This window comes from Pseudonocardia sp. GCM10023141 (assembly GCF_042653605.1).
In genome coordinates this window covers 1-26,337 of the sequence record NZ_JBHSIR010000021.1, presented here as the reverse complement: position 1 = coordinate 26,337, position 26,337 = coordinate 1, and the positions used below count along the sequence as shown (strand labels likewise).

Here is a 26,337-nt window from a genome sequence, read left to right as displayed (position 1 = left end):
GGGCCGTTCCGTCGCAACTCGCGGGCCTGTTCGTCGCAACTCGCGGGCCTGTTCGTCGCAACTCGCCGGCGTCGGCACGCCTTCCTGCCGGCGAGTTGCGGTAGAACGCACCGCGGGTTGCGACGGAATGCACCGCGAGTTGCGATGGAATGCACCGCGAGTTGCGGTCAGGATGTTGACGGGCCGCCGGGCTGCCAGAGGACGTCGCCGTCGGGGTTGGCGACGCGGCCCAGGATGAACAGCAGGTCCGAGAGGCGGTTGAGGTACTTCGCCGTGAGCGGGTTGGTGCGCTCGGGATCGGTCTCGAGCAGCGCCCAGACCGACCGCTCCGCCCGCCGCGTGACGGTGCGGGCCACGTGCAGGTACGCCCCGCCCGGGGTGCCGCCGGGCAGGATGAACGAGTCGAGCTTCGGCAGCCCCTCGTTGAACTCGTCGCACCAGCCCTCCAGCCGCGTCACGTAGTCCTCCGTGACGCGCAGCGGGGGATAGGGCGGGTTCTCGACGATCGGCGCGCACAGGTCGGCGCCGACGTCGAACAGGTCGTTCTGGATCTGGCGCAGCGGCCCCAACAGCTCCGGGGCCAGCCCGCCCACCGTGACGGCCACGCCCAGCGCCGCGTTGCACTCGTCGGTGTCGGCGTAGGCCGCCAGCCGCACGTCGGTCTTGGGGACGCGGCTGAAGTCTCCGAGCGCGGTGGTGCCGTCGTCGCCGGTCTTCGTGTAGATCCTGGTCAGGTGCACGGCCATGGTGCTCAGCCTAGGCGGTCGACCCGGACCTCACCGACGGTCATCGCTGCGGCAGCAGGACGCAGTGTCGATCACCCAAGTGGCTGATCTATTCTCGATTCCGCAACTACTCGGGGAGACGATCATGCCGGACGCGCGGGGGGATGCCGGCCTGCTCGTGGGGGGTCGGTACCGCCTGCACGACGTGCTCGGCGAGGGCGGGATGGGCGCGGTGTGGCGCGCCACCGACGAGCTGCTCGGTCGCGTCGTCGCGATCAAGCGCGTGCGGCTGGGGTCGCTGCCGCCCGTGGAGGCGGCCAAGGCCCGCGAACGGACGATGCGCGAGGCCCGCATCGCGGCCGCGCTGCACCACCCGCACGTCGTCACGATCTTCGACGTGGTCATCGAGGACGACGAACCGTGGCTCATCCTCGAGCACGTTCCGTCCCGGAGCCTGGGCGAGATCCTGCGCGAGCACGGCACGCTGCCCCCGGTCGACGTCGCCGCGATCGGGGCGCAGATCGCGGCCGGTCTCGCGGCCGCGCACGCCGCAGGTGTGGTCCACCGCGACGTCAAGCCCGACAACGTGCTGATCGCGCATCCGGCAGGGGCCGCCGACCCGCTGGCGGGCACCACGGTCAAGCTCACCGACTTCGGGATCTCCCGGGTCGCCCAGACCTCGGACATCACGGCGGCCGACATCCTCAGCGGCACCCCGGCCTACCTCGCTCCGGAGGCCGCACGGGGGGAGGGCACCGGCCCGCGCACCGACATGTACTCGCTCGGGGCCACGCTCTACGCCGCGGTCGAGGGGCACCCGCCTTTCGGGCGGGACCAGGGCAACGTGCTGGCGCTGCTGACGAGGGTCGGTCGCGGTGGCGCCCCCGACGCCGGCCATGCCGGCCCGCTCACCGCCATCCTGCGTGACCTCGTCGCCGACGACCCGACGGTGCGACCGTCTGCGGTCGACGCCCATCGGGTGCTGCGCGAGCTCGCGGGCACGCGCTACGACGAGCGTCCGGTGCTCCGCTCGGTGGAGCCGGGGCCGGACCCCCAGCCGGCTCGGACCCCCGCCGAGCCGACGATGCGGGCGCCGTTCGTCGTCGAGCTGCTGCCGCCACGGCGCAGCCGACGGTCGCTGGTGGTCGCGACCGCGCTGCTGGCCGCCGTCGCGGTGGGTGTGGGCACCGCGGTGGTGCTGGCGGGCACCGGGGACGCCACGCCGGCCGCATCTGCACCGCCCGGTCCGCCGATCCGCGGCGGCCCCATCACGATCCCCGATCAGCGGGCGGCCGATCCGTGCTCGCTGCTCGACGTGGCTGCACTGGGACGCGACGGTGCGGCCGTGCTCGACAACTCGCAGGTGGCGTTCTCGGCCTGCCGCGCGGTCGTCACCCCGGCGGTCGGCTCGCCGGTTGCCGTCAGCGTCGAGTTCGAGGCGGACGTCCAGGTGCCGAAGCCGCTCGACGCCACACCCGAGCAGGCGGGGCCGGTGCAGGTCGTCCACTACCCGCCGCAGGGCTCGCGCTGCGTTCGCCGCGTGCTGCTGCCCGACGGCAACGACGTGCTGATCACCGCCGCCGGCGACGCCGGCCCGCAGCTGTGCGCGATCGCCGACACGGGCCTCGACGCCACCGTCGCCCGGTTGACGGTGCGCGGGATCGGGCAACGGGTCGTCCAGGGCCCCACCAACCGGCTCGCGGCGGCGCAGGCATGCTCCCTGCTCGCGGCGCCGGAGCTGGCAGCGGTGCCCGGCATCGACGGCAGCGGGCGGCCGGGTTTCGGCGACTGGTCGTGCGAGTGGGCCTCGTCGTCGGGTGCGTACGTGCGGATCGCGTTCGCCCGGCGCCCGCCCATCACCGACGCCGACGGCACGCCGGCCACCTTCGCCGCCCATCGCGGAGCGCTGCGCCTCACCCCGGGGAGCGACTGCTTCGCCCAGTTCGGCACCCGGACGTCCACCGGTGAGCACGGCGCCCAGACCGTCGACGCCGTGCAGGTGTTCGTCTACCGATCACTGCCCGACGACCAGCTGTGCCCCGCGGCGGCGACGCTGGCTGCGGCCGCCGCCGCCAAGCTCCCGGCTGCCTCGTGACGCGCGGGGTCGGATAGCGTCCGCCCCCGTGGCAGAGCATTTTGCAGTGACCGGTGGCGCCCGCCTCGTCGGCGAGGTGGACGTCATCGGAGCGAAGAACAGCGTCCTGAAGCTGATGGCGGCGGCACTGCTGGCGCACGGCACCACGACGATCACCAACTGCCCGGAGATCCTGGACGTCCCGCTGATGGCCGACGTGCTGCGCAGCCTCGGTTGCACGGTCACCGTCGAGGCCGACACCGTTACCATCGACGTCCCGGCCGAGCCCGGAGCCGAGGCCGACTACCGCTCGGTGTCGAAGCTGCGCGCCTCGGTCTGCGTGCTCGGGCCGCTCGTCGCGCGGTGCCGGCGCGCGGTGGTGCCGCTGCCCGGTGGTGACGCGATCGGCTCGCGGCCGCTCGACATGCACCAGGCCGGCCTGCGCAAGCTCGGCGCCACCACGGAGATCGAGCACGGCAGCGTCGTCGCGCACGCCGACGAGCTGCGCGGCGCGCAGATCTGGCTCGACTTCCCCAGCGTGGGAGCCACCGAGAACATCCTGATGGCCGCCGTGCTCGCCGAGGGCACCACGGTGATCGACAACGCCGCCCGCGAGCCGGAGATCGTGGATCTCTGCACGATGTTGTCGCAGATGGGCGCGAAGCTGGAGGGCGTGGGCACCTCGACGCTCACCGTGCACGGCGTCACGAGCCTGCAGGCCACGCAGCACCGCGTGATCGGCGACCGGATCGTCGGTGCCACCTGGGCGTTCGCGGCCGCGATGACCCAGGGCGAGGTGATGGTCCGCGGCGTCGACCCGCACCACATCGACCTCGTGCTCGACAAGCTCCGTAGCGCGGGCGCGCACACCGAGATCGGCCCCGACTGGTTCTCGATCGCGCAGGCCGAGCGACCGCAGGCCGTCGACTTCGTGACGCTGCCCTACCCGGGTTTCGCCACCGACCTGCAGCCGATGGCCATCGCGCTCTCCGCCGTCGCCGACGGCACGTCGATGATCACCGAGAACGTGTTCGAGGCCCGGTTCCGGTTCGTCGACGAGATGGTGCGCCTCGGCGCGGACGCGCGCACCGACGGCCACCACGCCGTCGTCCGCGGGGTCCGGCAGCTGTCCAGCGCGCCGGTGTGGGCCAGCGACATCCGGGCCGGTGCCGGGCTGGTACTCGCCGCGCTGTGCGCCGACGGCGTCACCGAGGTGTGGGACATCGAGCACATCGACCGCGGTTACCCGCGCTTCGTCGAGAACCTGGTGGCACTCGGCGCCGACGTCGCCCGGGTCAGCGCGGCGCCCGAACGGTAGTTGCCGCGCCATCCGGGTGGTCACATCCGGGTAGTGCAGTACTCGCCCCCGTGCGTCGCCGCCGGGTGATCCTGTGCGGATGCCACAGGACGCCTCGGGGGTCTACCCCACCTCGTTTCAGGGGATTCCGGGATGGTCCTGGGGCGTGCGGATGACCAGGCTCGGGTGGTGACCTCGAACTGGCTCGACACCTTCTTCGCCACGCTGGACGCGATCCCGGCCTGGCAGCTCTACACGGTGGTCGGGCTGATGCTCGTGCTGGAGACGACCGCGCTGATCGGCCTGATCACCCCGGGTGAGGTCGTGCTGCTCGCCCCGGCGACCACCGTCGCCGGCCCCGCGCCAGCGCCGTCGTGTGGGGACTGGTCTACGTCGGGTTGGGCGGTGCGGCGTCGGCGGCGCTGCGGCACTCGGCCCAGTTCGTCGGCCCGACGGTCACCGGTGCGCTCGTGCTCGTGATCGTCGCCGTGGTGGTGATGCGGAAGGTCCGCAAGCGACGTGCGACGCGCAGCGGCGAGCAGGCGCCGGTGGACCGATCAGTGGGAGCCCCCGCGGGTGAGCATGAGGAGCTCACGCAGGGGCGTGTCGGGTAGGTAGGCCCTGGTCAGGTCGATCCCGATTCGCGGGAGGTCGGCCTCGTCCCGGTACGCCAGGTGCATCGGCACGTAGCGGGGCTTGAACTTCGTCTTGAACGCGTGCAGCGAGCGGAACCCGTAGAGCGGCTCCAGCGCGGCGCCGAGCGTGTCGAGCAGCCGGTCGAGCACGGCGGCCTCGTCGTCCTTGCCCGTGCGGGCGAGCGGCGCGCCCGAGAGCGAGACGAACGCGGCCCCCTCGGCCTGGAAGGTCAGGCAGCTCGATGCGATCAGGAACTCCACGACGGGCCGGAAGCCGTCGTGGCGCCGCCGCATCACATCCAGGGTCCAGCCGTGGACCTCCTTGTCCGGTCCGTACACGGGCAGCCAGCTGGTGACCCCCTGGATCGCCCCGTGCTCGTCCTCGGCCAGCCCGACCCGCACCTCGGGGTCGAGCGCCTCGTCGATGCCACCGAGGGTGAAGCCCATCTCCGGCAGGCCCTTGTCACCGGCCCACTCCTGCGACACGGCGCGCACCTCGTTGACGAGCGACCACCTCTCCTCGGAGAGGTTCACCATCCGGAACGTGACGCCCTCCTTCCCGGCCTTGTTGAGCGCCGAGCGGACGTCCTGCCACGACTTGCCCTTGAACTGCAGGTCGGGCAGGTCCACGAGGGTGTCCTCGGCCACCTGCACGTGCTGCCACCCCACCGCGGCGGCCGCCTGTGCCAGCGGCTGGGTCACGGAGAACAGGCAGGGCATCAGGCCGCTGCGCTCGCACATCGCGGCGTACTCGACGACCGCCGCGGCCCTGCCCTCCGGTGGGCCCACCGGGTCGCCGAGCGCGATGGCCACGCCGGCGTGGCGCTGGTAGGCGATGTAGGTGGCGCCGTCGGCGGTCAGGAACCACGAGTTCTCCGGCCACGTCGACATCCACGACAGGGTGCTGCCGCCGGAGCGCTTCAGCAGGTCGACGACGGTGTCGCGGGTGGCACCGTCACCGGCCTGGCGGCGCAGGCGGCGCCGCGACGGCACGCGGAAGGCCCGCCTGCCGACGAGCAGCACCACCAGCAGCGCGGTCCAGAGCAGGCGGTCGGCGACGAAGATCGGCACCCCGTCCAGCTCGTAGCGCAGGTCGAAGAACACGGCCACCGCCACCAGCCCGGCGACCAGCAGGCCGAGCAGCACGTTGAGTCCCGCGATCGAGACCGCCCACCACCACGCGGTGCGCCTGCCGCGGCGCAGCCCGAGTATGAGCAACCCGACGAGCACGAGGGTGACGAGGACGTCGATCTCGGTCTGCTCGGGGTCGGCGGTCGAGCCCAGCGGGCCGTCGCTGGGCAGCAGCCAGGTCACCACCATGATCACCGCAACCATCAGCAGCCCGGCCACCGCTAGCAGCCGCCACTCCCGGCGGCTGGGCCTGGTGACGGGCCGGGGGCCGAGCCCCCGGGTGATCCGCGGGCCGACCGCGAGCCCGATACCCGCGGCGACCAGGTGCTCGAGGTCGGCGAACGACCCGACGTAGAGGACCGCCACCACCAGGTAGATGCCCAGCGCGATCCGCACCCGCAGCCGCCACGGCGGGCGCAGCACGGCCGTGGTGACCGCAGCAGCGGTGAGGGCACCCGCCGAGAACCCGACGTCGAGCCGTCCCGCCACCACCTGCGCCCAGGTCCAGTCGGTGCCGCCGACGGCCAGCAGGAACAGGATGGCGCCGAGCACGCCGACCAGGTGCCCGACGATCGTGACGCTCGCGGCGAGCCGGGTGCCGAGCCGCCACTCGGCGAACCCGACCAGCAGGGCGAACCCACCCGCCATCGGCACGTAGTACCACGGCCCGATCGCGAGGAACGGGCCGCTGAACAGCGTCCACCAGCGACCATTGACCATGGACGGCACGCCGTAGGCGATCTGCGGGTACCAGCCGGCGTCCTCGGCGGCGCGCCACAACGCGCCGGTCGCGACGGCGGTGATCAGCATCAGGGCCACCACGGTGGTGGTGAACGGCAGGCGGCGCCACACGTCGAGCACCCGGCGGGCGGGGCCGGCGAGCGTGGCCGTCCGGGCGGTGGCGGCGGTGGCGGTTTGCTCGGCCATGACGGCTTCGGTTGCTCCTCGTGAGGTGGGGAACCACTGTGCGCGCCGCGGACCGGCCTGGACATCGCCCATCCGGTGCCATCAGGCGCCTTCGCGGCGGGCGCGGACCCGACCTGTATCGATCAGGGACCCGTACAGGTGTGACGGCGCCCCGTCGGGCTTCGGGATCAGGGTTACGCGCCAGTAGGCTTGCCTGATTGGTTTCCCGAGCAGCGCTGCTCGACAGTGGCGACCAGATCCGACGCGGAGGTGTCCGGTGCCGTACCCGACCGACCATGAGCGCGACCGTCCGTGGGTGATCCGCACCTACGCCGGTCACTCGTCGCCCGCGGCGTCGAACGAGCTGTACCGCCGCAACATCGCCAAGGGCCAGACCGGGCTGTCGGTGGCCTTCGACCTGCCCACGCAGACCGGGTACGACCCCGACGACGAGCTCGCCAAGGGTGAGGTCGGCAAGGTCGGCGTCCCGGTGAGCCACATCGGTGACATGCGCACGCTGTTCGACGGCATCCCGCTGGCCGCGGCCAACACGTCGATGACGATCAACGCGCCTGCCATGTGGCTGCTCGCGCTCTACGTCGCGGTGGCCGACGAGAACGGCGCGCCGCGCGCGACGCTCGCCGGCACCACGCAGAACGACATCGTGAAGGAGTACCTGTCCCGGGGCACCTACGTGTTCCCGCCCGCGCCGAGCATGCGGTTGATCACCGACATGGTGGCCTGGTCGGTGGCGGAGATCCCGAAGTGGAACCCGATCAACATCTGCAGCTATCACCTGCAGGAGGCCGGCGCGACGCCCGCGCAGGAGCTCGCGTTCGCGCTGGCAACGGCCATCGCGGTGCTCGACTCCGTGCGCGACTCGGGCCAGGTGCCCGCCGAGCGCTTCCCCGATGTCGTCGCACGCATCTCGTTCTTCGTGAACGCGGGCCTGCGCTTCGTCGAGGAGATGTGCAAGATGCGCGCGCTCGGCAGGCTCTGGGACGAGATCACCCGCGACCGGTACGGCGTCGAGGACGCCAAGAAGCGGCGGCTGCGCTACGGCGTGCAGGTCAACTCGCTGGGGCTCACCGAGGCGCAGCCCGAGAACAACGTGCAGCGCATCGTGCTGGAGATGCTGGCCGTCACGCTCAGCCGCGACGCCCGTGCCCGCGCGGTGCAGCTGCCCGCCTGGAACGAGGCGCTGGGCCTGCCGCGGCCGTGGGACCAGCAGTGGGCGCTGCGGATGCAGCAGGTGCTGGCCTACGAGACCGACCTGCTCGAGTACGAGGACATCTTCGAGGGCAGCCGGGTCGTCGAGGCCAAGGTCGCGGAGCTCGTCGAGGGCGCCCGCGCCGAGATCGACAAGGTGCAGGAGATGGGTGGCGCCGTCGCCGCCGTCGAGAGCGGCTACATGAAGGGCCAGCTCGTCTCGGCCCTGTCGGCCATGCGCAAAGCCATGGAGTCGGGCACCCACGTCGTCGTCGGGGTCAACAAGTTCGACACCACCGAGCCGAGCCCGCTGCAGGCCGAGGGTGCGCAGGCGATCCAGACCGCCGACCCCGAGGCGGAGGCGGCGGCGATCCGGGCGATCGGGGAGTGGCGAGCGGTGCGCGACGCGGCCGCGGTCGACTCCGCGCTCGGGGCGCTGCGTGACGCGGCGAAGACCGACGCCAACCTGATGGAGGCCTCCATCACCTGCGCGAAGGCCGGGGTCACCACGGGGGAGTGGGCGGGGGTGCTGCGCGAGGTGTTCGGCGAGTTCCGGGCCCCGACGGGGGTGTCGGCTGCCGTCAGCAGCGGCGAGGCGGCCGCGGAGATCGCGACGGTGCGCGAGCACGTGCAGGCGGCCGGGCAGGAGCTGGGCACCCGGCTGCGGATGCTCGTCGGCAAGCCGGGCCTCGACGGGCACTCCAACGGCGCCGAGCAGGTGGCGGTGCGGGCCCGCGACGTCGGCTTCGAGGTGATCTACCAGGGCATCCGGCTGACACCCGCCCAGATCGTGGCGGCCGCGGTGCAGGAGGACGTGCACGTCGTCGGGCTGTCGATCCTGTCCGGATCGCACCTCGAGATCGTGCCGGCCGTCGTCGAGGGGCTCCGCGCGGCGGGCGCGGGCGACGTGCCCGTGGTCGTCGGCGGCATCATCCCGCCCGACGATGCGGCCGAGCTGCGCAGTCGCGGTGTCGCCGCGGTGTTCACGCCGAAGGACTACATGCTCACCGAGATGATGGACGAGATCGTCACGCTGGTCCGGAAGGCGAACGGGCTGAGCTGAACGGGCTGAGCCGAACGGTGCAGTACCCGGCACAATGCCGCCCATGTCCACTTCGGCGGCTTCGGTCGATCGGCACCGCGGGGTCACGTTCGTCGACATCGTCATGCTGGTGCTCGCGCTGGCCTCGGTCGGCCTGCTGATCTTCGTGGAGGTCTTCCCCCACTCTGCGGAGACCGCCTACCTGATCTTCGGCTTCGACACCGCGATCTGCGGCGTCTTCCTGGTCGAGTTCCTGTTCCGCTGGCACCGGGCGGGGTGGGAGAGGTGGTTCCCGCTGCGCCACTGGTACGAGGTGCTGGGCATGATCCCCGTCGCGCACCCGGCACTGCGCGGGCTGCGGTTGCTGCGCGTCGTGGTGCTGGTGATCCGGGTGGTGCGCAGCGCCGACCGCGCCTTCGGTGAGCGGTTCACCCAGCGTCTCGTGGAACGGCTGTCCCGGCCGATCGTGCTGGCGATCAAGACGCCGATCACCGTCGCGGTGCTGGACGAGGTCGTCAAGGTGCTGGAGACGGGCAACTACCCGCAGAACATCGCGCGCTCGTTGAGCGAGAACCGGCTGATGCTGCGGGCGATCGTCACCGAGAAGCTCAAGGAGGACCAGACGACCGGGCGCCTGTCGCGGTTGCCGTTCCACGACGACATCGTGCACGGGCTGATCGACACCACGATGCGCGTGATCGTCGACGTGCTGACCGACCCGCGCACCGATGCGTTCTTCGCGGAGGTCGTGCGGGAGAACCGGCTCCAGATCCGCGAGGCGGTGGTGGCGGGACTGCACGAGAAGGGACCGAAGGAGGCCACCGAGGCCGTGGCAGTGCCGTGACGGCCTGCGTCCTCAGCGCCCGTCCTCAGCGCCCGTTCTCGGCGGCCTCGCCGCGCCTGCGCAGCAACCGGAAGCCCGGGATCGCCTGGATCGCCTGCCGCACGTCCTTGACCACACCGAGGAGCTCGGTGATGTCGGGTCCGACGCCGTCGAGCTTGGTGAGGATGGGCATGATGTCGGTCTCGAGGTGCTCGGCGAGCTGGGGCAGCTGGTCGACCATCCGGATCGCCGCGCTCAGCTCCTCCTCGGAGAACTCGTCGACGAAGCGGCGGGCCAGCGGTGCGGCGCGCTCGGCGATCGGCTCGTAGACAGCCAGCAGCGCCGCGGCGCTGTCGGCCGCGCCGCTCGCATGGCCCACCACCAGCTGCGCTCGTTGGGTGACGGCCGTGGCCCGGTCGACCACCCCGCTCGCGCTGCGGGTGACCCCGCCCGCCTCCACGACGATGGCTGCCGCGCCGTCCGTGATGCCGCCCGCCCTGGCCAGCACGGCCTCGACCCCGATCACCGACGTGGCGGCGGCGGCGAGCACCTCGTCGACCGAGTCGACGAGCCGGGTGACGCGCTGCAGCAGCAGCTCCAGGTCACGCAGCAGCGTGGACACGCGTTCGGGCAGCCCCACCACCAGCCGGACGGTGTCGTCGGTCCAGCCCAGCACCGACCGGGCACCGGCGAGCACGTCGGAGGGCCCGATCAGGACGGGAAGCCCGCCGATGCGCAACGCCATGTCCGCGAGGGTATCGGCAGCCGAGCACGCCTGCTCCGACATGCGGGCGGGCCGAGCGTCACCTACGTTCGGTGATCGTCGACGAGTGTGATCCGACGGACGGGGCTGTGATGGCGGGTCAGGTGTGGAACAGGCGTGATTTCCTGCGGCGGGCGGCCGTGGCCGGCGCCGCCGTGATGGCGGGCCCCGCGGTGCTGGCGGCCTGCACGAGTACCGGTGGCGGGTCCGGCAGCACGCTGGCCAACGCGAAGAGTGCAGGCACCATCAAGGTGGGCATCGCCAACGAGGCGCCCTACGGGTTCACCGACCAGTCCGGGAAGGTCACCGGCGAGTCGGTTGAGGTCGCCCGCGCCGTGCTCAAGGCACTGGGCATCAACGACGTGCAGGCGACGGCGGTGGAGTTCGGGTCGCTGATCCCCGGGCTCAACGCGAAGCAGTTCGACATGGTGACCGCAGGGATGTTCATCAACCCGGACCGGTGCGCGAACGCCGCGTTCTCCGATCCCGACTACACGGCACCCACCGCGTTCCTGGTGCCGGCGGGCAACCCGAAGGGCGTCACGACGTTCGATGACGTCAAGAGCAAGAACGTCCGCCTCGCCGTGCTCAGCGGTGCCGTCGAGCAGGGCTACGCGCAGAAGAGCGGGATCCCGGACAGCCAGATCCAGGTCGTCGACACCCAGAACACGCTGCTGCAGGCGATCACAGCCGGGCGCGCTGACGCCGGCGCGCTGACCAACATCTCGCTCAACGACGTCGTCAAGAAGAACCCCGGATCCAACGTCGAGGTCACGAAGGGCTTCTTCCCGATGATCGACGGCAAGGAGACCGTCTCGGCGGGTGCCTTCGTGTTCCGCAAGGGTGACGACGACTTCGTGGCCACGTTCAACGCCGAGCTCAAGAAGCTGCACGACGGCGGCCAGTGGCTGCAGATCGCGCAGCCGTTCGGGTTCAGCCAGGACAACGTCCCGAAGGCCGACGTCACGACGCAGCGGCTCTGCACCGCCTGACCGGCCGTGGAGAACCTGCCGCGGATCGTCACGGTGCTGCTGTCGGGGGTGCCGGCGACCGTCATCGCCGCGGTCGGTGGCATCGCGCTCACGATCGTGCTGTCGTTCGCCGCCGGGCTCGCCCTGCTGTCACACCGGCGCTGGCTGCGCGCCGTCAGCCGCGTGTACGTGGAGGCCTTCCGGGGGACCTCAGAGGTCGTCCAGCTGTTCTGGATCTTCTTCGTGCTGCCGGTGCTGGTCGGGTTCCAGCTGGTGCCGCTGTTCGCCGGCATCGTGGTGCTCGGCCTCAACCACGGCGCCTACGGTGCGGAGATCGTGCGGGGGGCTGTGCAGTCGGTGCCGCGGGCCCAGGTCGAGGGGGCGAAGGCGCTGAGCCTGTCGCCTGCGCAGTGCCTGCTCCGCGTGGTGCTGCCGCAGGCGGTGGTCGAGATGCTGCCCTCGTTCAACAACCTGTTCATCCAGTTGCTCAAGTCGACGGCGATCCTGTCGTTCATCACCGTCTCCGACGTCACCGAGCGTGGCGTGCAGGTGCTCGTGCCGAACTTCGGTGACGACATCGTGCTGATCTTCGCGGGGATGCTCGTGATCTACCTCGTGCTGGCCGTCGTCGTCACCGCCGGGATGCGGTGGGCGGAACGGGTGGCGGCGCGGCGGGTGGGACGGCGGCCGCGGGCGCGAGCGACCGCGATGGTGGTGGCGCACTGATGGCCTGGGACTGGGGATACGCGTTCTCGGTGCTGCCGGACCTGCTGCGCGCGCTGCTCGTCACCATCGAGATCACAGTGCTGGGTTCGCTGCTGGCGCTGGCGCTGGGGCTGGTGATCGCCATGGTGCGGCGCGCGCGGATCCCGGTGCTCGACCAGGTGGTGTGGGCCGTGGTGGAGTTCGTGCGGTCGACGCCGCTGCTGGTGCAGGTCTTCTTCCTGTTCTTCGTGCTGCCCCGGTTCGGGATCGTGCTCGGTGCGTTCGTCGTGGGCGTCATCGGTCTCGGTGTGCACTACGCGACCTACACATCGGAGGCCTACCGGGCCGGTATCGAGGCGGTGCCGGTGGCCCAGTGGGAGGCGGCTGCGGCGCTGAGCCTCCCGCGCGGGCGCACCTGGACCGGCGTGATCCTGCCGCAGGCGATCCCGCGCGTGCTGCCGGCGCTGGGCAACTTCGTCATCTCCATGTTCAAGGAGGTCCCGTTGCTGCTCGGGATCGGCGTCGTCGAGGTCGTCAACAAGGCCAAGGAGCTCTCGTCCGACACGTTCCGCCCGCTGGAGCCGTACACGATCGCCGGCGTGCTGTTCCTGGTGCTGAGCTACCCCGCCTCCCTGCTGGTCCGACGACTGGAGCGCCGCCGTGCCGCCGTCTGAAGCGATGATCGAGTTCGATGGCGTGGGGAAGCGCTTCGGGGAGCACACCGTGCTGGCCGACCTGAACTTCACCGTGGCGCCGGGTGAGCACGTGACGTTGATCGGACCGTCCGGATCGGGGAAGACCACGATCCTGCGCCTGCTGATGTGCCTGGAGTCGATCGATGCCGGCACGATCCGGGTGGGCGGCAGCTACCTGTCGCACATGGAGCGCGGCGGCAAGCTGGTGCCTGCTGACGAGAAGCACAGCCGCGAGGTGCGCAAACGGATCGGGATGGTGTTCCAGCAGTTCAACCTGTTCCCGAACATGACGGTGCGCGGCAACCTGATCGAGGGCCCGACCCGTGCACTGGGCCTGTCGAAGGACGAGGCCACGGCGCGGGCCACGGAGCTGCTCGAGCTGGTAGGACTCGGCGACAAGATCGACGAGCACCCGTCGCGCCTGTCCGGCGGGCAGCAGCAGCGGGTGGCCATCGCGCGGGCGCTGGCGATGCGCCCGGACGTGCTGCTGCTCGACGAGGTGACCTCCGCGCTGGACCCCGAGCTCGTGGCGGGCGTGCTCGCGCTGCTGCGCGACATCGGTGAGACCACCGACATCACCATCCTGTGCGTCACGCACGAGATGGGCTTCGCCCGCGACTTCTCCGACCGCGTGATGATGTTCGACGGTGGCCGGGTGGTGGAGCAGGCGCCGCCGCAGGAGCTGTTCACGGCCCCGCGCGAGGCTCGGACCAGGGAGTTCCTGAGCGCTGTGCTGGGCAGGGGATAGGTCAGTCGGGCCAGACCGCCCGGCGCTTCTCCAGGAACGCCGCCATGTTCTCCTTCGCGCTCTCACTCTGCGACATCGCCGCCATGACCTCCATGGCGATCGCGTAGGCGTCGGCCTCGGGCCGGTCGAGCTGCGCGTAGAGCGTCTGCTTGCCGACTCCCTTGGAGAAGCGGCTGCCGCGGGTGGCGCGGGCGAGCAGCGCGTCGACCTTCGCGTCGAGCTGGTCGTCGGGAACGGCGTAGTTGACCAGGCCCCACTCGACGGCGGTGGCGGCATCGATGGGGTCACCGGTGAGCGCGAGCTCCATGAGCCGCTTGCGACCGACGTTGCGTGCCACCGGGACGGCCGGGGTGTGGCAGAACCAGCCGCCCTTGCCGCCGGGCAGCGCGAACGTCGCTGACTCGGCGGCCACCGCCAGATCGCAGGTTGCGACGAGCTGGCACCCCGCCGCCGTCGCGATGGCCTGGACGCGGGCGACGACGACCTGCGGAACGTCCTGGATGGTGCGCATCACCTGGGTGCAGAGCCGCAGCAGCTCCCGGACGCCGCCCAGGTCGCGGGCGGCGACGTCGGCGAAGTCGTGGCCCGCCGAGAACGCCTTGCCCTCCGCGCCCAGCACGATCCCGGTGGCGTCGCTGCGGCCCGCCGTCTCGAACGCATCGAGCAGCTCGCTCAGGTGCCCCTCGGACAGCGAGTTGCGCCGCTCGGGCCGGTTCATCGTGATCCGGATCGTGTCGCCCTCGGCTTTGACCAGCAGGTGCTCGTAGTCGGCCATGTGTCGACGGTAGCCCGGGTGCGGGCGCAAATCACCCTGGTGAGGTGGTTCGGGTTGCAGGAAAGCCACTTTCCTGCAACGCAAGGTCCCGCCGCCGCGCCGGGCGAGTGATCAACGCCCACAGGTTCCGGTTCGATCATGAGCCAGTACGCGCTCGGCGGCGAACGCGCTGATCAACGCCCACTGGCTCATGGTCAACACCGAACCAGTGGGCGTTGATCACCCGCACCACAGCGCCGTCCCGAGGACCGCGGGGTGCGGCTCGTCCGCGCCGGGCTCGTGATAGCCCGATAGAGAGGTCGGCGGGAGGGCGCAACCCCCTCCTGTTGATCTGCCGGCCCGGCGAGGGCGCCCTGAAGCCGGGGAGCACTGCCCAACCGCACCCGAGAGCGCCGATTCTCATCCTTCGTGGCGGCCGCAGGCCATGACGGCTTTCCTGCCATCGCTGCTGCGACAGGCGCCACCCAGCCTTGCGGCGGTCCATCGGCGGGGCTACCGTGACCGCGTGACCAGATACGCAAATCTGGTCACGCGGTCAGGGAGGCGAGATGCCGGTCGCGGAGCAGAACGTCGGGCGCATGGAGCGGGTCCTTGATGCCGCGGCCGAGCTGCTCGTCCGGTGGGGCTACCAGCGCGTCACGATCGAGGACGTCGCCCGGCACGCGAGTGTCGGCAAGGGCACCGTCTACCTGCACTTCCCCAACAAGGAGGCGCTGTTCCTGACGGTGCTGCTGCGCCAGCACCACACCGTCATCGGCGATCTGGCCGGTCGGATGCTCGCCGATCCGGCCGAGGCGATGCCGTCGCAGATGTTCCGCTCGGTCTACCTCCAGCTGTCGGCCGATCCGATCGCCCGGCCGCTGTACCTGGGTGACAGCCAGGTGCTCGGCAGGCTCGCCAGCGAGGCGGCCGGCCTGCTCGGCGAGCTCGGGGAGCGCCGCGACGTGCTGGCGACGAGGCACCTCGAGCTGCTCCGCGCGGCCGGGCGGGTGCGCACGGATCTCGGCATCGACGAGTTGCTGCACCTCGAGACCGCGATCGGGGCCGGGTTCTTCTTCATCGACTCCACCCCGGGCCCGCTCTCGACGGCCGCCCGCGCCGACCTGTTGGCCCACGCCGTCGCCTCGGCGGTGGAGCTGCCAGGAGAACCACCCGTTGCCGTCGCGGCCGAGATCGCCGGCGACTACCGCTCGCTCGCCGAATCCATCCAGGACGAATGGCGCCGTCTCGCCCGCTGATCCGGGCCCGCCGCCAGGAACGGAGCAAGGGCATGACCACCACACCTTCTCTCGAACCGGACCTCATGAACCCGGCCCTCATCGCCGATCCCTATGGCGGCTTCGGGCAGCTTCGCGAGGAGGGCCCGGTGCTGCGCGGGCGCGGGATGGACGGCAGCCCGACCTGGTACGTCAGCCGCTACGACGACGTGCGCGCGGTGCTGAGCGACCCCCGGTTCGTCACCAGCGCGACGGCAGTGCCCGGCGGCGCGAAGTCCGACATGCGCGAGACGATGCTCGAGATGCTCGGCATCGGCCCGGAGCTGGGCATCTACCTCACCGGGTCGATCCTCAACGCAGACGGCCCCGATCACCATCGGCTGCGCAAGCTGGTGTCGCGCGCGTTCACGGTGCGCCGCATCGGCGAGCTGCGCCCGCGCGTCGAGGCCATCGCGGCGTCGCTGCTCGACGCGTTCACCGATCCGACCGACCTCGTCACCGCGCTCGACTACCCGCTGCCGATCACGGTGATCTGCGAGCTGGTGGGGGTGCCGGAGGCCGACCGGCCGAAGTGGCGCGAGTGGGGCCAGGAGCTCATGGCGATCAACCCGGCCACCGCGTCCGGGGTCCTGCGGGCCATGGCCGACAACGTGCAGGCGCTGATCGAGGAGCGTCGCGCCCGTCCGTCGGACGACCTGCTCAGCGCGCTGATCCGCCGGCACGCCGACGAGGACGACCAGCTCACCGACATCGAGCTCGTGACGATGGTGTTCACGCTCGTGATGGCGGGCCACGAGACCACGGCGCACCTGATCGGCAACGGGGCCCGCGCGCTGCTCACCCATCCCGACCAGCTCGACCTGCTGCGTGTGGACCCCTCGCTGTGGCCCGGCGCGGTGGCCGAGCTGATGCGCTTCTGCGGACCGGTGCTGATCACGGGGATGCGGTACGCGACGGAGGACCTGGACGTCGCGGGCGTGCGGGTCGAGCAGGGTGATGCGGTGCAGACGGTGCTGGTCTCGGCCAACTTCGACCCGCGCGAGTACGACGACCCGCAGCAGCTCGACGTCACCCGCCGCCCGTCCGGTCGCGGTGACGGGCACGTCGGCTTCGGACACGGCGCCCACTACTGCCTCGGTGCCGCCCTGGCCCGGCAGGAGGGCGAGGTGGCGCTGCGGTCGCTGTTCGAGCGCTACCCCGACCTCGCGCTCGCCACCGCCGAGCCGGAATGGGTGCCGGTGCCGGGCATGCGGCGGCTGGCGCGGTTGCCGGTGCGGCTGGGGTGACGCGGGGGCGTGGCTCAGTAGCTGCGCGGCAGTCCCAGGGTGTGCTGGGCGACGAAGTTGAGGATCATCTCCCGGCTCACCGGCGCGATGCGCGCCGTACGCACGGCCCCGATCAGCGTGCCCACGCCGTACTCGACGGACATGCCGTTGCCGCCGTGGGCCTGCACCGCGGCGTCCACCGCGTTGATGGCGGCCTCGGCCGCGGAGTACTTGGCGATGTTGGCCGCCTCCCCGGCAGCGGCGTGATCGCCCTGGTCGTAGAACCAGGCGGCGCGGGTGGTGGCCATCCTGGCGAGCTCGACCTCGATGTGGGACTTGGCCAGTGGATGCGCGATCGCCTGGTGGGCGCCGATCGGGGTCTTCCAGACGGAGCGGGTCTTGGCGTACTCGACGCCCTTGCCCAGCGCGTAGCGCGCGATCCCGTTGATGTAGGCCGACACCGTGATCCGCTCCGGGTTCAGCCCCGCGAACAGGGCCGACAGGCCGGCCTCCTCGCCTCCGACCAGTGCATCGTCGGGGAGCAGCGCGTCGTCGAAGAAGACCGTGAACTGCTTCTCCGGGCTGTGGATCGCCATCTCGATCGGCTGGTAGGTCATGCCGGGGGTGTCCGTGGGCACGATGAACATGGCCGGGCGGAGCGTGCCGCTCCCGGCGTCCTCGAGCCGGGCCACCACGAGCGTCGCGTCGGTCTCGTCGACACCGGAGATGTAGTACTTGGTGCCGGACAGGCGCCAGCCCTTGCCGTCGGGGTCGCGACGGGCCGTGGTGGTGATGCGGTGGGAGTTGGATCCGGCGTCCGGCTCCGTGATCGCGAACGACATCCGGACCGAGCCGTCGGCGAAGCGGGGCAGCCAGCGCTCCTTCTGGTCGACGGTGCCGCTCGTCGCGATCACCGTGGCAGCGATGGCGGGCGACACCACGAGGAGTAGCAGCGGGCAGCCGGCAGCCGCGATCTCCTCGGCGACGATCGCGAGCTCGACCATCCCGGCCCCGCCGCCGCCGTACTCGGCGGGCACGGCGACGCCGAGGTAGCCGTTGGCGCCTGCCTCGGCCCACAGCTCGGTGGTCTTGCCGCCGGTGCGGGCCTTCTCCAGCAGGTAGTCGTGGCCGTACTTCGCGGCCATCGTGGCCACGGAGGAACGGAGCAGCTGCTGCTCGTCGGTCTCGCGCAGGTCCATGGAGCTCCTCGGAGGTTGCTCGGGACGTCAGGAGGGCGTCCCTGCTGAAGGTGAACGTCAGGAGGGACGCCCTGCTGACGTGGGGGACCGGACACCCAGCCGGGCGTCGAGGTGCCGGGCCCAGTCGGCCAGCAACGCTTCCCGGCGGACGGTGTCGTCGGTGAGCAGCGCGGAGATCCCGAGCCCGCGCACCATGTCGAGCGTCTGCTGCACCGCTTCGCGCACGCCGGCTACGGACTCGTCGGCGCCGAGCAGTTCCAGCGTCAGCCGGTGCGTCTCGCGGCCGAGCTCGGCCTCCCACGGCATCACGACAGCGCGCAGCGCGGCGTCCGTGCGGGCGGCGACCCAGAGCTCCAGCGTCGCGCGGAACAGCGTCCCGGTGTGGATCCGCGCGAGCATGGCCAGCACGGCCTCGGTGCGGCCCGGACCCGCGAGCAGCAACGCCGCCTCCGCGCGGGCCTCGGCGAACCGCGCCCGTCCGATGTGCTGCACCGCGGCGATCACGAGCTCGGCCCGCGTGGGGTAGTGGTGCAGCTGGGCGCCGCGCGACACCCCGGCGCGCTGGGACACCAGCGTGGTGGTGGTGCCGGACCAGCCCAGCTCCACGAGGCAGTCGACCGTGGCCTCCATCAGGCGGGTGCGCGTCGTCTCGCTGCGCTCCTGCTGGCGTCCGGTCATGTCCGGAGCATGCCCGCGAAGAAACAAGCAGTCAAGCTTGCTTTTTTGCGCTGGCGCGGCACGCCTCGGCGAACCACCTGATGGCAGGCGCGGGGAACGCCGGTGGACGAGCGCGACGCGCGTGATCGGCGATGCGGTGATGCGCCGGTACGTCACACCCTCGCGGTGGACCGCCGCAGCGGTGCTGGCCGTCACGAACGTGGCGCCCGCCCCGCCGAGACCAGCGCCAGCAGCGCCATCGCGTCGCGCGTCTCCTGCACGATCCGCAGCGCGAAGCGCGAGGTCGATCCGCCGCTGGCCGAGCGCGAGCGTCGTCGAGCGCCGCCTCCAGCGCGGGCGTGACTTCCACGGAGCGGGTGGTCCGATCGAGGAGCACCACGCCGTGCGCGTCCTCGAACGCCCGGACGGCACGCGAGAGCGTCGGCTGGGCGACCCCGAGCCGCCCGGCTGAAGCTGCTGAGCGGCGGGGTTCGTATGACGGGGCGTTTGCAGGATCACGGAGGGCGCGCTGCGGGTCGACATCGCCGAGACGGCTCCGCTGGAGCGCGTAGGCGTTGCGGTGCGGTTGGGTGATCAACGCGCACTGGTTTGGTGTTGACCATGAGCCAATGGGCGTTGATCAGCGCGTTCGCCGCCGAGCGCGCACTGGCTCATGATCCAACCGGAACCTGTGAGCGTTGGTCACTCGGGCGCGGTCCCGGTAGGTCCCCGCTGGCAGCTCACTTCCTGCGACTACCCCACCCGCAGCTTGAGCAGCAGGTACGCCGCCAGCGTCTGGGCATCGACGACGGTGCCCTCGCGCACCATCTCCTCGAACGCGCTGATCGGGAACCACGCGGCCCGCATGTCCTGCTCCGTGTGCTCCCGCGCCACCGTGCCCGCGGCCAGCTCCGTGGCGAGGAAGACGTGCTCGCGCTGGCTCGACATGCCCGGCGCGAGGTCGAGCCTGCCGAGCAGCTCCATCCGCCCGGCCACCAGCCCGGTCTCCTCCTCCAGCTCGCGCGCCGCGAGCTCGGCGGGATCGAGCTCGGCCCGGTCGGGCGCGGTGCCCATCGGGAACTCCCAGCGCCGGTGGCCGACGGGGTAGCGGAACTGCTCCACCAGGTGCAGCCGCTCGCCGTCGAGCGGGATGACGATGGCCGCGGTCGGCTTGTCGACGACGCCGTAGATGCCCTCGGAGCCGTCGGCGCGGCGGATCGTGTCCTCGCGCACGGTCATCCAGCTGTTGGCGTAGACCTGACGGCTGCTGATCGTCTCCACTCCGCACACGGTGCCCGAGGGCGGGGGGGAGCATGATCTGGGGGTGCGCGCGTCGCGGCTGGTCACCCTGTTGTTCACGCTGCAGCGCCGCCGCGAGGCGACGGCGGCGGAGCTCGCGCGCGAGCTCGAGGTCTCCGAGCGCACCATCTACCGCGACGTCGCCGCGTTGACCGAGGCGGGAGTGCCGCTGTGGACCGAACCCGGTCGCGGCGGCGGCATCCGGCTCGTCGACGGCTGGCGCACCCGGCTCGACGGCATGACCGCTCACGAGGCGGCCGCCCTGTTCGCCGTCGGGTCGCCGCAGGTGCTCGCCGAGCTGGGGATGAGCGCGGCGCTGGCCGGGGCGCAGGCGAAGCTGCTCGCCACGCTGCCGGCGGAGCTGCACGCGCACACGCGGGCCGTCGCCGAGCGTTTCCACCTCGACGCGCCCGGCTGGTTCCACACCCCGCAGCAGGTGACGCAGCTGGCCGCCGTCGCTCAGGCTGTCTGGGATCAGCACCGGTTGACGATCACGTACCGCCGTCGCGACGACGAGGTCGAGCGGGTCGTCGATCCGCTCGGGCTCGTGCTGAAGGCGGGCACCTGGTACGTGGCCGCTCGGGTCCAGGGCGACACCGTGCTGACCTACCGCGTGGACCGGATCGTCCGCGCCGAGCCCACCGGCGAGAAGTTCGAGCGCCCCGCCGGCTTCGACCTCGTCGAGTGGTGGGCGGGTGCTGCCGGCCGGTTCGAGCGGCAGATGCTGCGTGAGACGGTCCGGCTGCGGCTGGGGCCGCGCGGGCTGAAGTGGCTCCACCACGTGGCCGATGCCGATGCCGCGGTGCGCGCCGTCGCCCAGGCCGGACCGCCCGATGCCGAGGGCTGGTGCGAGGTCGAGCTCGACGTCGAGAGCATCCCGGTGGCCGGTGGCCAGCTCGTCGGGCTCGGGGCCGAGGTCGAGGCGCTGGCTCCCGCCGCGTTGCGGCAGGCGCTGGCAGAGGCCGGCGCGGCACTCGCTCGCCGGAACGCGCCCCGCTGACCGGCTGGGCCGTGAACTGCTGGTGAACCGCCTGCGGTCACCCGGTGGGCACTACCGGATGACCGCAGGCGAACACCGCCACCGGGCTCTGCAGCACGGTGAGGTCTGTGGTGGGATCCCCGTCGACGGCGATCAGATCGGCGTCGTAGCCGGGAGCGATCCGGCCCTTGCTGTCGGCGAGCCCGCACACCGCCGCGGCGATCGACGTGCCGGCGAGCAGCGCCTCGACGTTGCTCGCCCCGAGCTCGGCAAGCTGGACGAGGCCGTGCGGAAGCACCCCGTGCGGCTTGACCGGCGCGATCCCGGCGTCCGTCGCGGGCACCATGAGCGCGCCCGCCTTCCACAGCCGGGCATGCGCGACGCGGACAGCGGGCAGGTCGCGCGCGAGGCCCGGCGGTGGGGCGAGCCCGGGCACGGGCACGATGCCGAGAGTGGCGCCGACGGCGATCCGGCGTTCCACGATGGCCGTGACCAGCGCGTCGGGCACCTCCACCCCTCCCGGCGTGCGGAACGCGCAGTGCTCGATGCCGTCCACACCTGCGGCGATCACATCCGAGATCGACGCGACGGAGTGCGCATGGGCGACGACCTGCAGCCCGTACCGGTGGGCCTCGTCGACGACCGAGCGCAGCTCTGCCGGCGAGAACGCGGACGCGTAGATGTCGGTGCCGGGCGTCAGCTCGCCGCCCCCGGCCATCACCTTGATCACGTCGACCCCGCGTTCGACGTGCTCGCGCACCGCGGCGCGCACCCCGGCCGGACCGGAGGCGGCGCCACCGAGGAAGTGGCAGTGCCCGTCGGGGATCGTGATCGGGGGCCCGGCGGCCAGGATCGTCGGCAGCACCGGTCCGGACCGGACGCGCAGTGCCAGCGCGAGGTAGTCCCGGTCGCCCAGGTCCCGCACGGTGGTGACGCCGGCCAGCAGGTGCGCGGTGGCAGCCACCGTCATCGCCGCCAGCGCCTCCTCGTCGTCGCGCGCCGCGAGCGACGCGACCGGGGTGAACCCCGCGTCGAAGGCGAGGTGCACGTGCGTGTCGATCAGCCCGGGCAGCAACGTCGCGCCGGGCAGCTCGACGAGATCGGCGTCGGCCGGGACGATCGCGCCCGGACCGGAGGCGACCGACCGGACCCGCCCGCCGTCGATGACGACGAGCGGGTCGGTCACCGTGGCGGCCCCCGACCCGTCGAACAGCCGCGCGGCGCTGATGGCCGTACACCTTCCGGCGCGGCTGTTCGACTGGTGCGTCACGGTGCATCCCCTCCCCCCGTGCAGCTTGGTGCCGGCAAGGGGTGGAGGCCCGAGTAGTCGACTACTCGATTGCCCTAAGGTCGTCGGGTGCGCCTTGTGATTGCCCGCTGTCAGGTGGACTACGTGGGCAGGCTCACCGCCCACCTGCCGATGGCACCCCGACTGCTCCTCGTGAAGGCCGACGGATCGGTGAGCGTCCACGCCGACGACCGCGCCTACAAACCGCTGAACTGGATGAGCCCGCCCTGCTGGCTCGAGGAACAGCCCGGCGTCTGGACGGTGCGCAACAAGGCCGACGAGTCGCTCGTCATCACCATCGACGAGGTGATGCACGATTCGAAGCACGAGCTGGGCGTCGACCCGGGCCTGGTCAAGGACGGTGTCGAGGCGCACCTGCAGGAGCTGCTGGCCGCCCACCCGACCGCACTCGGCGAGGGCTACACGCTGGTGCGTCGCGAGTACATGACCGCGATCGGCCCCGTCGACCTGCTGTGTCGCGACGCGACCGGGGGCAGCGTTGCCGTCGAGATCAAGCGCCGCGGCGAGATCGACGGCGTCGAGCAGCTCACCCGCTACCTCGAACTGATGAACCGCGACCCGCTGCTGGCGCCGGTGGCCGGCGTCTACGCCGCGCAGCAGATCAAACCGCAGGCACGCACGTTGGCCGAGGACCGGGGCATCCGGTGCGTGGTGGTCGACTACGACCGGCTGCGCGGCACGGAGAGCACTGACCTGCGGCTCTTCTAGGCCTGCCGGGGCCGAAGTCGGCCCGTGCAGACCGGCGGTTTCCTATTACTCTGGAGTAATGACTGCCACCGAGGTGCCTGTCGCCGCCGCACCGGCGACCTTCGAGTCGCTCGATCCCCGCACCGGCGACGTCGTCGGCACGCACCCGGTGCACGACGCCGCAGCTGTCGAGGCCGCGGTCGCCCGCGCCGTCGACGCCGCCCAGTGGTGGGCCGACCTCGGGTTCGCCGAGCGTCGCAACCGGCTGGGGGAGTGGCGCAAGGCGCTGGTCCGCAGGCTCGACGATCTCGCCCGGATCGTCTCCGACGAGACGGGCAAGCCGCTCGACGACTCGCGCCTGGAGCTGGTGCTGGCCATCGACCACCTCGCGTGGGCGTCCGGCAACGCCGAGAAGGTGCTGCGCAGGCGCAAGGTGCCCGCCGGGCTGCTGATGAGCAACCAGGCCGCGACGCTCGCCTACGCCCCGCTCGGTGTCGTCGGCGTGATCGGGCCGTGGAACTACCCGGTCTTCACCCCGATGGGCTCCATCGCCTACGCGCTCGCGGCCGGCAACGCGGTGGTGTTCAAGCCCAGCGAGTTGACGCCGGGCGTCGGGGTGGCGCTGGCCGACACGTTGGCCGAGATCGTCGAGGGCCGGCCGCTGCTGCAGGTCGTCACCGGATTCGGTGAGACCGGAGCGGCGCTGTGCCGGGCTCCCGGCATCGGCAAGATCGCGTTCACCGGGTCCACGGCCACGGCCAAGCGCGTGATGGCGGCCTGCGCCGAGTCGCTGACCCCGGTGCTGATGGAGTGCGGCGGCAAGGACGCGCTGATCGTCGACGGCGACGCCGACCTCGAAGCGGCCGCCGACGCGGCGGTGTGGGGCGGGATGTCCAACGCCGGCCAGACCTGCGTGGGCGTCGAGCGCGTGTACGTGGTGGCCGACGTCGCGGAGAAGTTCACCGAGCACGTCGTGGCGAAGGCCCGCGCGCTGCGCCCCGGCGGCAACCCGGCAGGCGACTTCGGGCCCATGACGATGGCCTCGCAGTCCGAGATCGTGCGCCGCCACATCGACGACGCGCTGGCCAAGGGCGGCCGTGCCGTGGTGGGCGGATCCGAGTCGGTGCACGCGCCGTTCATCGACCCGGTGGTGATCGTCGACGTCCCGGAGGACAGCTCGGCGATCACCGAGGAGACGTTCGGCCCGCTGCTCGTCGTCAATACCGTGCCCGACGTCGACGAGGCCGTGCGCCGCGCCAACGCCACGGGCTATGGCCTCGGCGCCACCGTGTTCTCCAAGAAGCGCGGCGAGGAGATCGCGGCGCGGCTGCGGTGCGGGATGGTGGCGATCAACAACGTGATCTCGTTCGCCGGCATCCCGAGCCTGCCCTTCGGCGGCGTCGGCGACTCCGGCTTCGGCCGCATCCACGGCGCCGACGGCCTGCGCGAGTTCACCCGGCCCCAGTCGGTGGCGCGGCAGAAGTTCGCGCTGCCCATCGCGGTCACCAGCTTCAAGCGCACGTCGCGGGGGATGGGTGCGCTGCTCGGGATCGTGAGGTTGCGGCACGGGCGGTGAGGGGGCGGCCGCCGGCGCCTGCTGTGAGGTGATCTCAACAAGATCAGCAGGGCCGAGGGATGCGACACGCCAGTAACGGGCAATCCGGGCGGTTGTGGTCGAGGACGTGGGGTCCTCGATAAGGAGTTCTCACCACAAGATCCATCCCAGGACGAGGACCCCACGTGATCGCCCATCGTGCCATGCTCGATGTCCCCCCCATGAACTTGTGGGGCAGGTGGCGAAGCTGTTGCGCGCCGAGCGTCGAGCCCGCGGTACCCGGGCCGGGTCCCGGGCGTTGACCTGCTGGAATCAAGCACTGCTGGTGCTGGCGTGGTTTCGCAACCAGGGAGATATCACACCTGATCGGTGCCGGGTTCGAGGTCTCGCGAGCCACGACCTACCGCTATCGCGACGAGGTCGTGACGGTGCTCGCCGCGCAGGCCCCGGACCTGCACGAGGCGCTCGCCGAGGTCGCCACCCAAGGGTGGTCACACGTCGTGCTCGACGCCACGGTGGTGCGCACCGATCGCTGCGCCGAAACGACCCTGTCGAGAAAGGGGCGAGACGATCAACTCGTGGTACTCGGGGAAGCACCGAGCCCCCGGCGGGAATGTCCAAGCCGTCATGCGTCCCGATGGACTGCCGATCTGGGTATCCGACGTCCGACCCGGCCATCTCCCCGACCTGACCTGTGCCCGCGCTACCCGCGCGCTCGGGGCCCTGTACTGGGCAGCATCACAACTCGACCTGCCCACGCTCGCCGATTCCGGCTACGACGGCGCCGGTCAGGGCATCCACACGCCGATCAAGCAGCCCGGCGACGGCCAGGTCCTCGCGCCGGACAACCAGGCCTACAACACCTTGGTGCGATCGGTCCGCTGTCTCGGGGAACGCGGCTTCGCCCTGCTCACCGGCCGGTGGCGAGCACTGCGCCGCATCACCGCCAGCCCCAGCAGAATCGGCGACTACGTACGAGCAGTACTCGTCCTCACCCATATCGAACAACGCCAGCTACGCACTTCTCGTTGAGATCATCTCTGTGAACGAACGGCACTTTCGTACACATGTGGTGGACGAAAGTGCCGTTCGTGCGGGACGGCCAGCTGCTCGGATGGTGAGGCTGCGGCGCGGTCTCGTATCGATAGAGCAAATCCGATCCATGATCACCTTGTAAGCTGTCGGCCTAGTGTCGCGTGCCGGAAGTTGGTTGACGGTGGGCTTTCGCGATGATCGTGTCGGCGTCTTTGGTCCAGATGAATGGCTGGCAGCGTTCGTTCCAGCCGTCGATGAACCGGGTGATCGCCTCGATCAGTTCACGGACCGAGCCGGAGGTGCCGCGGCGGATGGCTTGGCGGGTGATGATCCCGAAGAAGATCTCGACCATGTTCAGCCAGGACCCGCTGGTCGGGGTGAAGTGCAGGGTGATGCGCGGGTTGCGCGCCAGCCATGCCTTCACGGCGGGGTGTTTGTGGGTGGCGTAGTTGTCGCAGACCACGTGCAGTCTCACCCGCGGGTAGGCCTTCGCGACCTGTTTGAGGAAGCGCAGGAACTCCTGATGACGATGGCGCGGCAGGCAGAGTTGCTCGATCCGACCCGTCCCGACCTCGAGCGCAGCGAACAATGTGGTGGTGCGTTTGCGGACGTAGTCATGGGTCTGCTTCTCCGACA

24 protein-coding genes and 2 pseudogenes are annotated in these 26,337 nt (G+C 71.3%); 16 read left to right on the top strand and 10 right to left on the bottom strand.

Annotated features, from left to right (window positions below; translation table 11 throughout):
• Positions 1-167 precede the first annotated feature (167 nt).
• Positions 168-746 carry a cob(I)yrinic acid a,c-diamide adenosyltransferase gene (locus ACFPFQ_RS10400; protein WP_379617282.1) on the bottom strand — a complete coding sequence of 193 codons (579 nt, stop codon included), beginning with the start codon at positions 744-746 and terminating at the stop codon, positions 168-170.
• Between the two features lie 124 nt (positions 747-870).
• Here ACFPFQ_RS10400 and ACFPFQ_RS10395 point away from each other — a divergent pair, with 124 nt between their 5' ends.
• From ACFPFQ_RS10395 to ACFPFQ_RS10385, 3 genes are all read left to right on the top strand, one after another.
• Positions 871-2,820, top strand: a complete 1,950-nt coding sequence (locus tag ACFPFQ_RS10395) for a serine/threonine-protein kinase (protein ID WP_379617281.1) — start codon at positions 871-873, stop codon at positions 2,818-2,820.
• 28 nt (positions 2,821-2,848) lie between these two features.
• Entirely contained in the window at positions 2,849-4,117 is a 1,269-nt protein-coding gene (murA, locus tag ACFPFQ_RS10390; protein WP_379617279.1) for a UDP-N-acetylglucosamine 1-carboxyvinyltransferase, read from the top strand.
• Between the two features lie 168 nt (positions 4,118-4,285).
• On the top strand, positions 4,286-4,576 hold the full coding sequence (locus ACFPFQ_RS10385) for a hypothetical protein (RefSeq protein WP_379617278.1): 291 nt from the start codon (positions 4,286-4,288) through the stop codon (positions 4,574-4,576).
• 77 nt (positions 4,577-4,653) lie between these two features.
• On the opposite strand, the gene ACFPFQ_RS10380 is transcribed toward ACFPFQ_RS10385, so the two are convergent.
• A complete protein-coding gene (locus ACFPFQ_RS10380) occupies positions 4,654-6,789 on the bottom strand; it encodes a bifunctional lysylphosphatidylglycerol flippase/synthetase MprF (protein ID WP_379617276.1) in 2,136 nt (711 codons plus the stop codon).
• A gap of 256 nt (positions 6,790-7,045) precedes the next feature.
• On the opposite strand from ACFPFQ_RS10380, the gene ACFPFQ_RS10375 reads away from it, so the two are divergent.
• Positions 7,046-9,040 (top strand): protein meaA, encoded by a 1,995-nt coding sequence (locus ACFPFQ_RS10375; RefSeq protein WP_379617274.1) that lies wholly within the window; start codon positions 7,046-7,048, stop codon positions 9,038-9,040.
• 34 nt (positions 9,041-9,074) lie between these two features.
• The gene (locus ACFPFQ_RS10370; protein WP_379617272.1) at positions 9,075-9,863 is read left to right on the top strand and encodes an ion transporter; all 789 of its coding nucleotides are present in this window, start codon (positions 9,075-9,077) and stop codon (positions 9,861-9,863) included.
• Between the two features lie 25 nt (positions 9,864-9,888).
• Here ACFPFQ_RS10370 and ACFPFQ_RS10365 read toward each other — a convergent pair whose 3' ends face one another.
• Positions 9,889-10,587: a hypothetical protein gene (locus ACFPFQ_RS10365; RefSeq protein ID WP_379617270.1), complete on the bottom strand. Its 699-nt coding sequence runs from the start codon at positions 10,585-10,587 to the stop codon at positions 9,889-9,891.
• 110 nt (positions 10,588-10,697) lie between these two features.
• Here ACFPFQ_RS10365 and ehuB point away from each other — a divergent pair, with 110 nt between their 5' ends.
• From ehuB to ehuA, 4 genes are read left to right on the top strand one after another with little or no spacing between them, the layout of a single operon-like run.
• Positions 10,698-11,597 carry an ectoine/hydroxyectoine ABC transporter substrate-binding protein EhuB gene (gene ehuB / locus ACFPFQ_RS10360; RefSeq protein ID WP_379617268.1) on the top strand — a complete coding sequence of 300 codons (900 nt, stop codon included), beginning with the start codon at positions 10,698-10,700 and terminating at the stop codon, positions 11,595-11,597.
• Between the two features lie 6 nt (positions 11,598-11,603).
• The gene (gene ehuC / locus ACFPFQ_RS10355) at positions 11,604-12,302 is read left to right on the top strand and encodes an ectoine/hydroxyectoine ABC transporter permease subunit EhuC (protein ID WP_379617266.1); all 699 of its coding nucleotides are present in this window, start codon (positions 11,604-11,606) and stop codon (positions 12,300-12,302) included.
• Complete coding sequence (ehuD, locus tag ACFPFQ_RS10350) at positions 12,302-12,955, top strand: ectoine/hydroxyectoine ABC transporter permease subunit EhuD (protein WP_379617263.1); 654 nt, start codon at positions 12,302-12,304, stop codon at positions 12,953-12,955. The genes ehuC and ehuD overlap by 1 nt, the downstream gene beginning before the upstream one ends.
• 4 nt (positions 12,956-12,959) lie before the next feature.
• Entirely contained in the window at positions 12,960-13,724 is a 765-nt protein-coding gene (gene ehuA / locus ACFPFQ_RS10345) for an ectoine/hydroxyectoine ABC transporter ATP-binding protein EhuA (RefSeq protein WP_379617261.1), read from the top strand.
• Between the two features lies 1 nt (position 13,725).
• Here the strand turns inward: ehuA and ACFPFQ_RS10340 are convergent, their stop codons facing one another.
• Positions 13,726-14,499 (bottom strand): enoyl-CoA hydratase-related protein, encoded by a 774-nt coding sequence (locus ACFPFQ_RS10340; protein WP_379617259.1) that lies wholly within the window; start codon positions 14,497-14,499, stop codon positions 13,726-13,728.
• Positions 14,500-15,047: 548 nt separating this feature from the next.
• Here ACFPFQ_RS10340 and ACFPFQ_RS10335 point away from each other — a divergent pair.
• Complete coding sequence (locus ACFPFQ_RS10335) at positions 15,048-15,737, top strand: TetR/AcrR family transcriptional regulator (protein ID WP_379617257.1); 690 nt, start codon at positions 15,048-15,050, stop codon at positions 15,735-15,737.
• A 32-nt stretch (positions 15,738-15,769) separates the two neighbouring features.
• Positions 15,770-17,002 (top strand): cytochrome P450 family protein, encoded by a 1,233-nt coding sequence (locus ACFPFQ_RS10330; protein ID WP_379617255.1) that lies wholly within the window; start codon positions 15,770-15,772, stop codon positions 17,000-17,002.
• Between the two features lie 14 nt (positions 17,003-17,016).
• Here the strand turns inward: ACFPFQ_RS10330 and ACFPFQ_RS10325 are convergent, their stop codons facing one another.
• Together ACFPFQ_RS10325 and ACFPFQ_RS10320 are read right to left on the bottom strand one after the other, a co-directional pair.
• A complete protein-coding gene (locus ACFPFQ_RS10325) occupies positions 17,017-18,180 on the bottom strand; it encodes an acyl-CoA dehydrogenase family protein (protein WP_379617253.1) in 1,164 nt (387 codons plus the stop codon).
• Between the two features lie 57 nt (positions 18,181-18,237).
• Positions 18,238-18,858, bottom strand: a complete 621-nt coding sequence (locus ACFPFQ_RS10320; protein WP_379617252.1) for a TetR/AcrR family transcriptional regulator — start codon at positions 18,856-18,858, stop codon at positions 18,238-18,240.
• Between the two features lie 102 nt (positions 18,859-18,960).
• On the opposite strand from ACFPFQ_RS10320, the gene ACFPFQ_RS10315 reads away from it, so the two are divergent.
• Complete coding sequence (locus ACFPFQ_RS10315) at positions 18,961-19,200, top strand: hypothetical protein (protein WP_379617628.1); 240 nt, start codon at positions 18,961-18,963, stop codon at positions 19,198-19,200.
• Positions 19,201-19,246: 46 nt separating this feature from the next.
• Here ACFPFQ_RS10315 and ACFPFQ_RS10310 read toward each other — a convergent pair.
• Positions 19,247-19,435: pseudogene (locus ACFPFQ_RS10310) on the bottom strand (hypothetical protein); the annotation flags it as partial.
• Positions 19,436-19,590: 155 nt separating this feature from the next.
• Entirely contained in the window at positions 19,591-20,118 is a 528-nt protein-coding gene (locus tag ACFPFQ_RS10305) for an NUDIX domain-containing protein (RefSeq protein ID WP_379617250.1), read from the bottom strand.
• 43 nt (positions 20,119-20,161) lie between these two features.
• On the opposite strand from ACFPFQ_RS10305, the gene ACFPFQ_RS10300 reads away from it, so the two are divergent.
• Positions 20,162-21,136, top strand: a complete 975-nt coding sequence (locus ACFPFQ_RS10300) for a helix-turn-helix transcriptional regulator (protein WP_379617248.1) — start codon at positions 20,162-20,164, stop codon at positions 21,134-21,136.
• A 37-nt stretch (positions 21,137-21,173) separates the two neighbouring features.
• Here the strand turns inward: ACFPFQ_RS10300 and ACFPFQ_RS10295 are convergent, their stop codons facing one another.
• Positions 21,174-22,385 carry a metal-dependent hydrolase family protein gene (locus ACFPFQ_RS10295; RefSeq protein ID WP_379617246.1) on the bottom strand — a complete coding sequence of 404 codons (1,212 nt, stop codon included), beginning with the start codon at positions 22,383-22,385 and terminating at the stop codon, positions 21,174-21,176.
• Positions 22,386-22,472: 87 nt separating this feature from the next.
• On the opposite strand from ACFPFQ_RS10295, the gene nucS reads away from it, so the two are divergent.
• From nucS to ACFPFQ_RS10280, 3 genes and pseudogenes are all read left to right on the top strand, one after another.
• The gene (gene nucS / locus ACFPFQ_RS10290) at positions 22,473-23,132 is read left to right on the top strand and encodes an endonuclease NucS (RefSeq protein WP_379617244.1); all 660 of its coding nucleotides are present in this window, start codon (positions 22,473-22,475) and stop codon (positions 23,130-23,132) included.
• A gap of 58 nt (positions 23,133-23,190) precedes the next feature.
• Positions 23,191-24,687, top strand: coding sequence for an aldehyde dehydrogenase family protein (locus tag ACFPFQ_RS10285; RefSeq protein ID WP_379617242.1), 1,497 nt, complete (start codon positions 23,191-23,193; stop codon positions 24,685-24,687).
• A 164-nt stretch (positions 24,688-24,851) separates the two neighbouring features.
• Positions 24,852-25,698, top strand: a pseudogene (locus tag ACFPFQ_RS10280) (transposase family protein).
• 154 nt (positions 25,699-25,852) lie between these two features.
• On the opposite strand, the gene ACFPFQ_RS10275 reads toward ACFPFQ_RS10280, so the two are convergent.
• Positions 25,853-26,337, bottom strand: a 485-nt coding sequence (locus ACFPFQ_RS10275) for an IS630 family transposase (RefSeq protein ID WP_379617240.1), incomplete at its 5' end; no start/stop codon positions are given.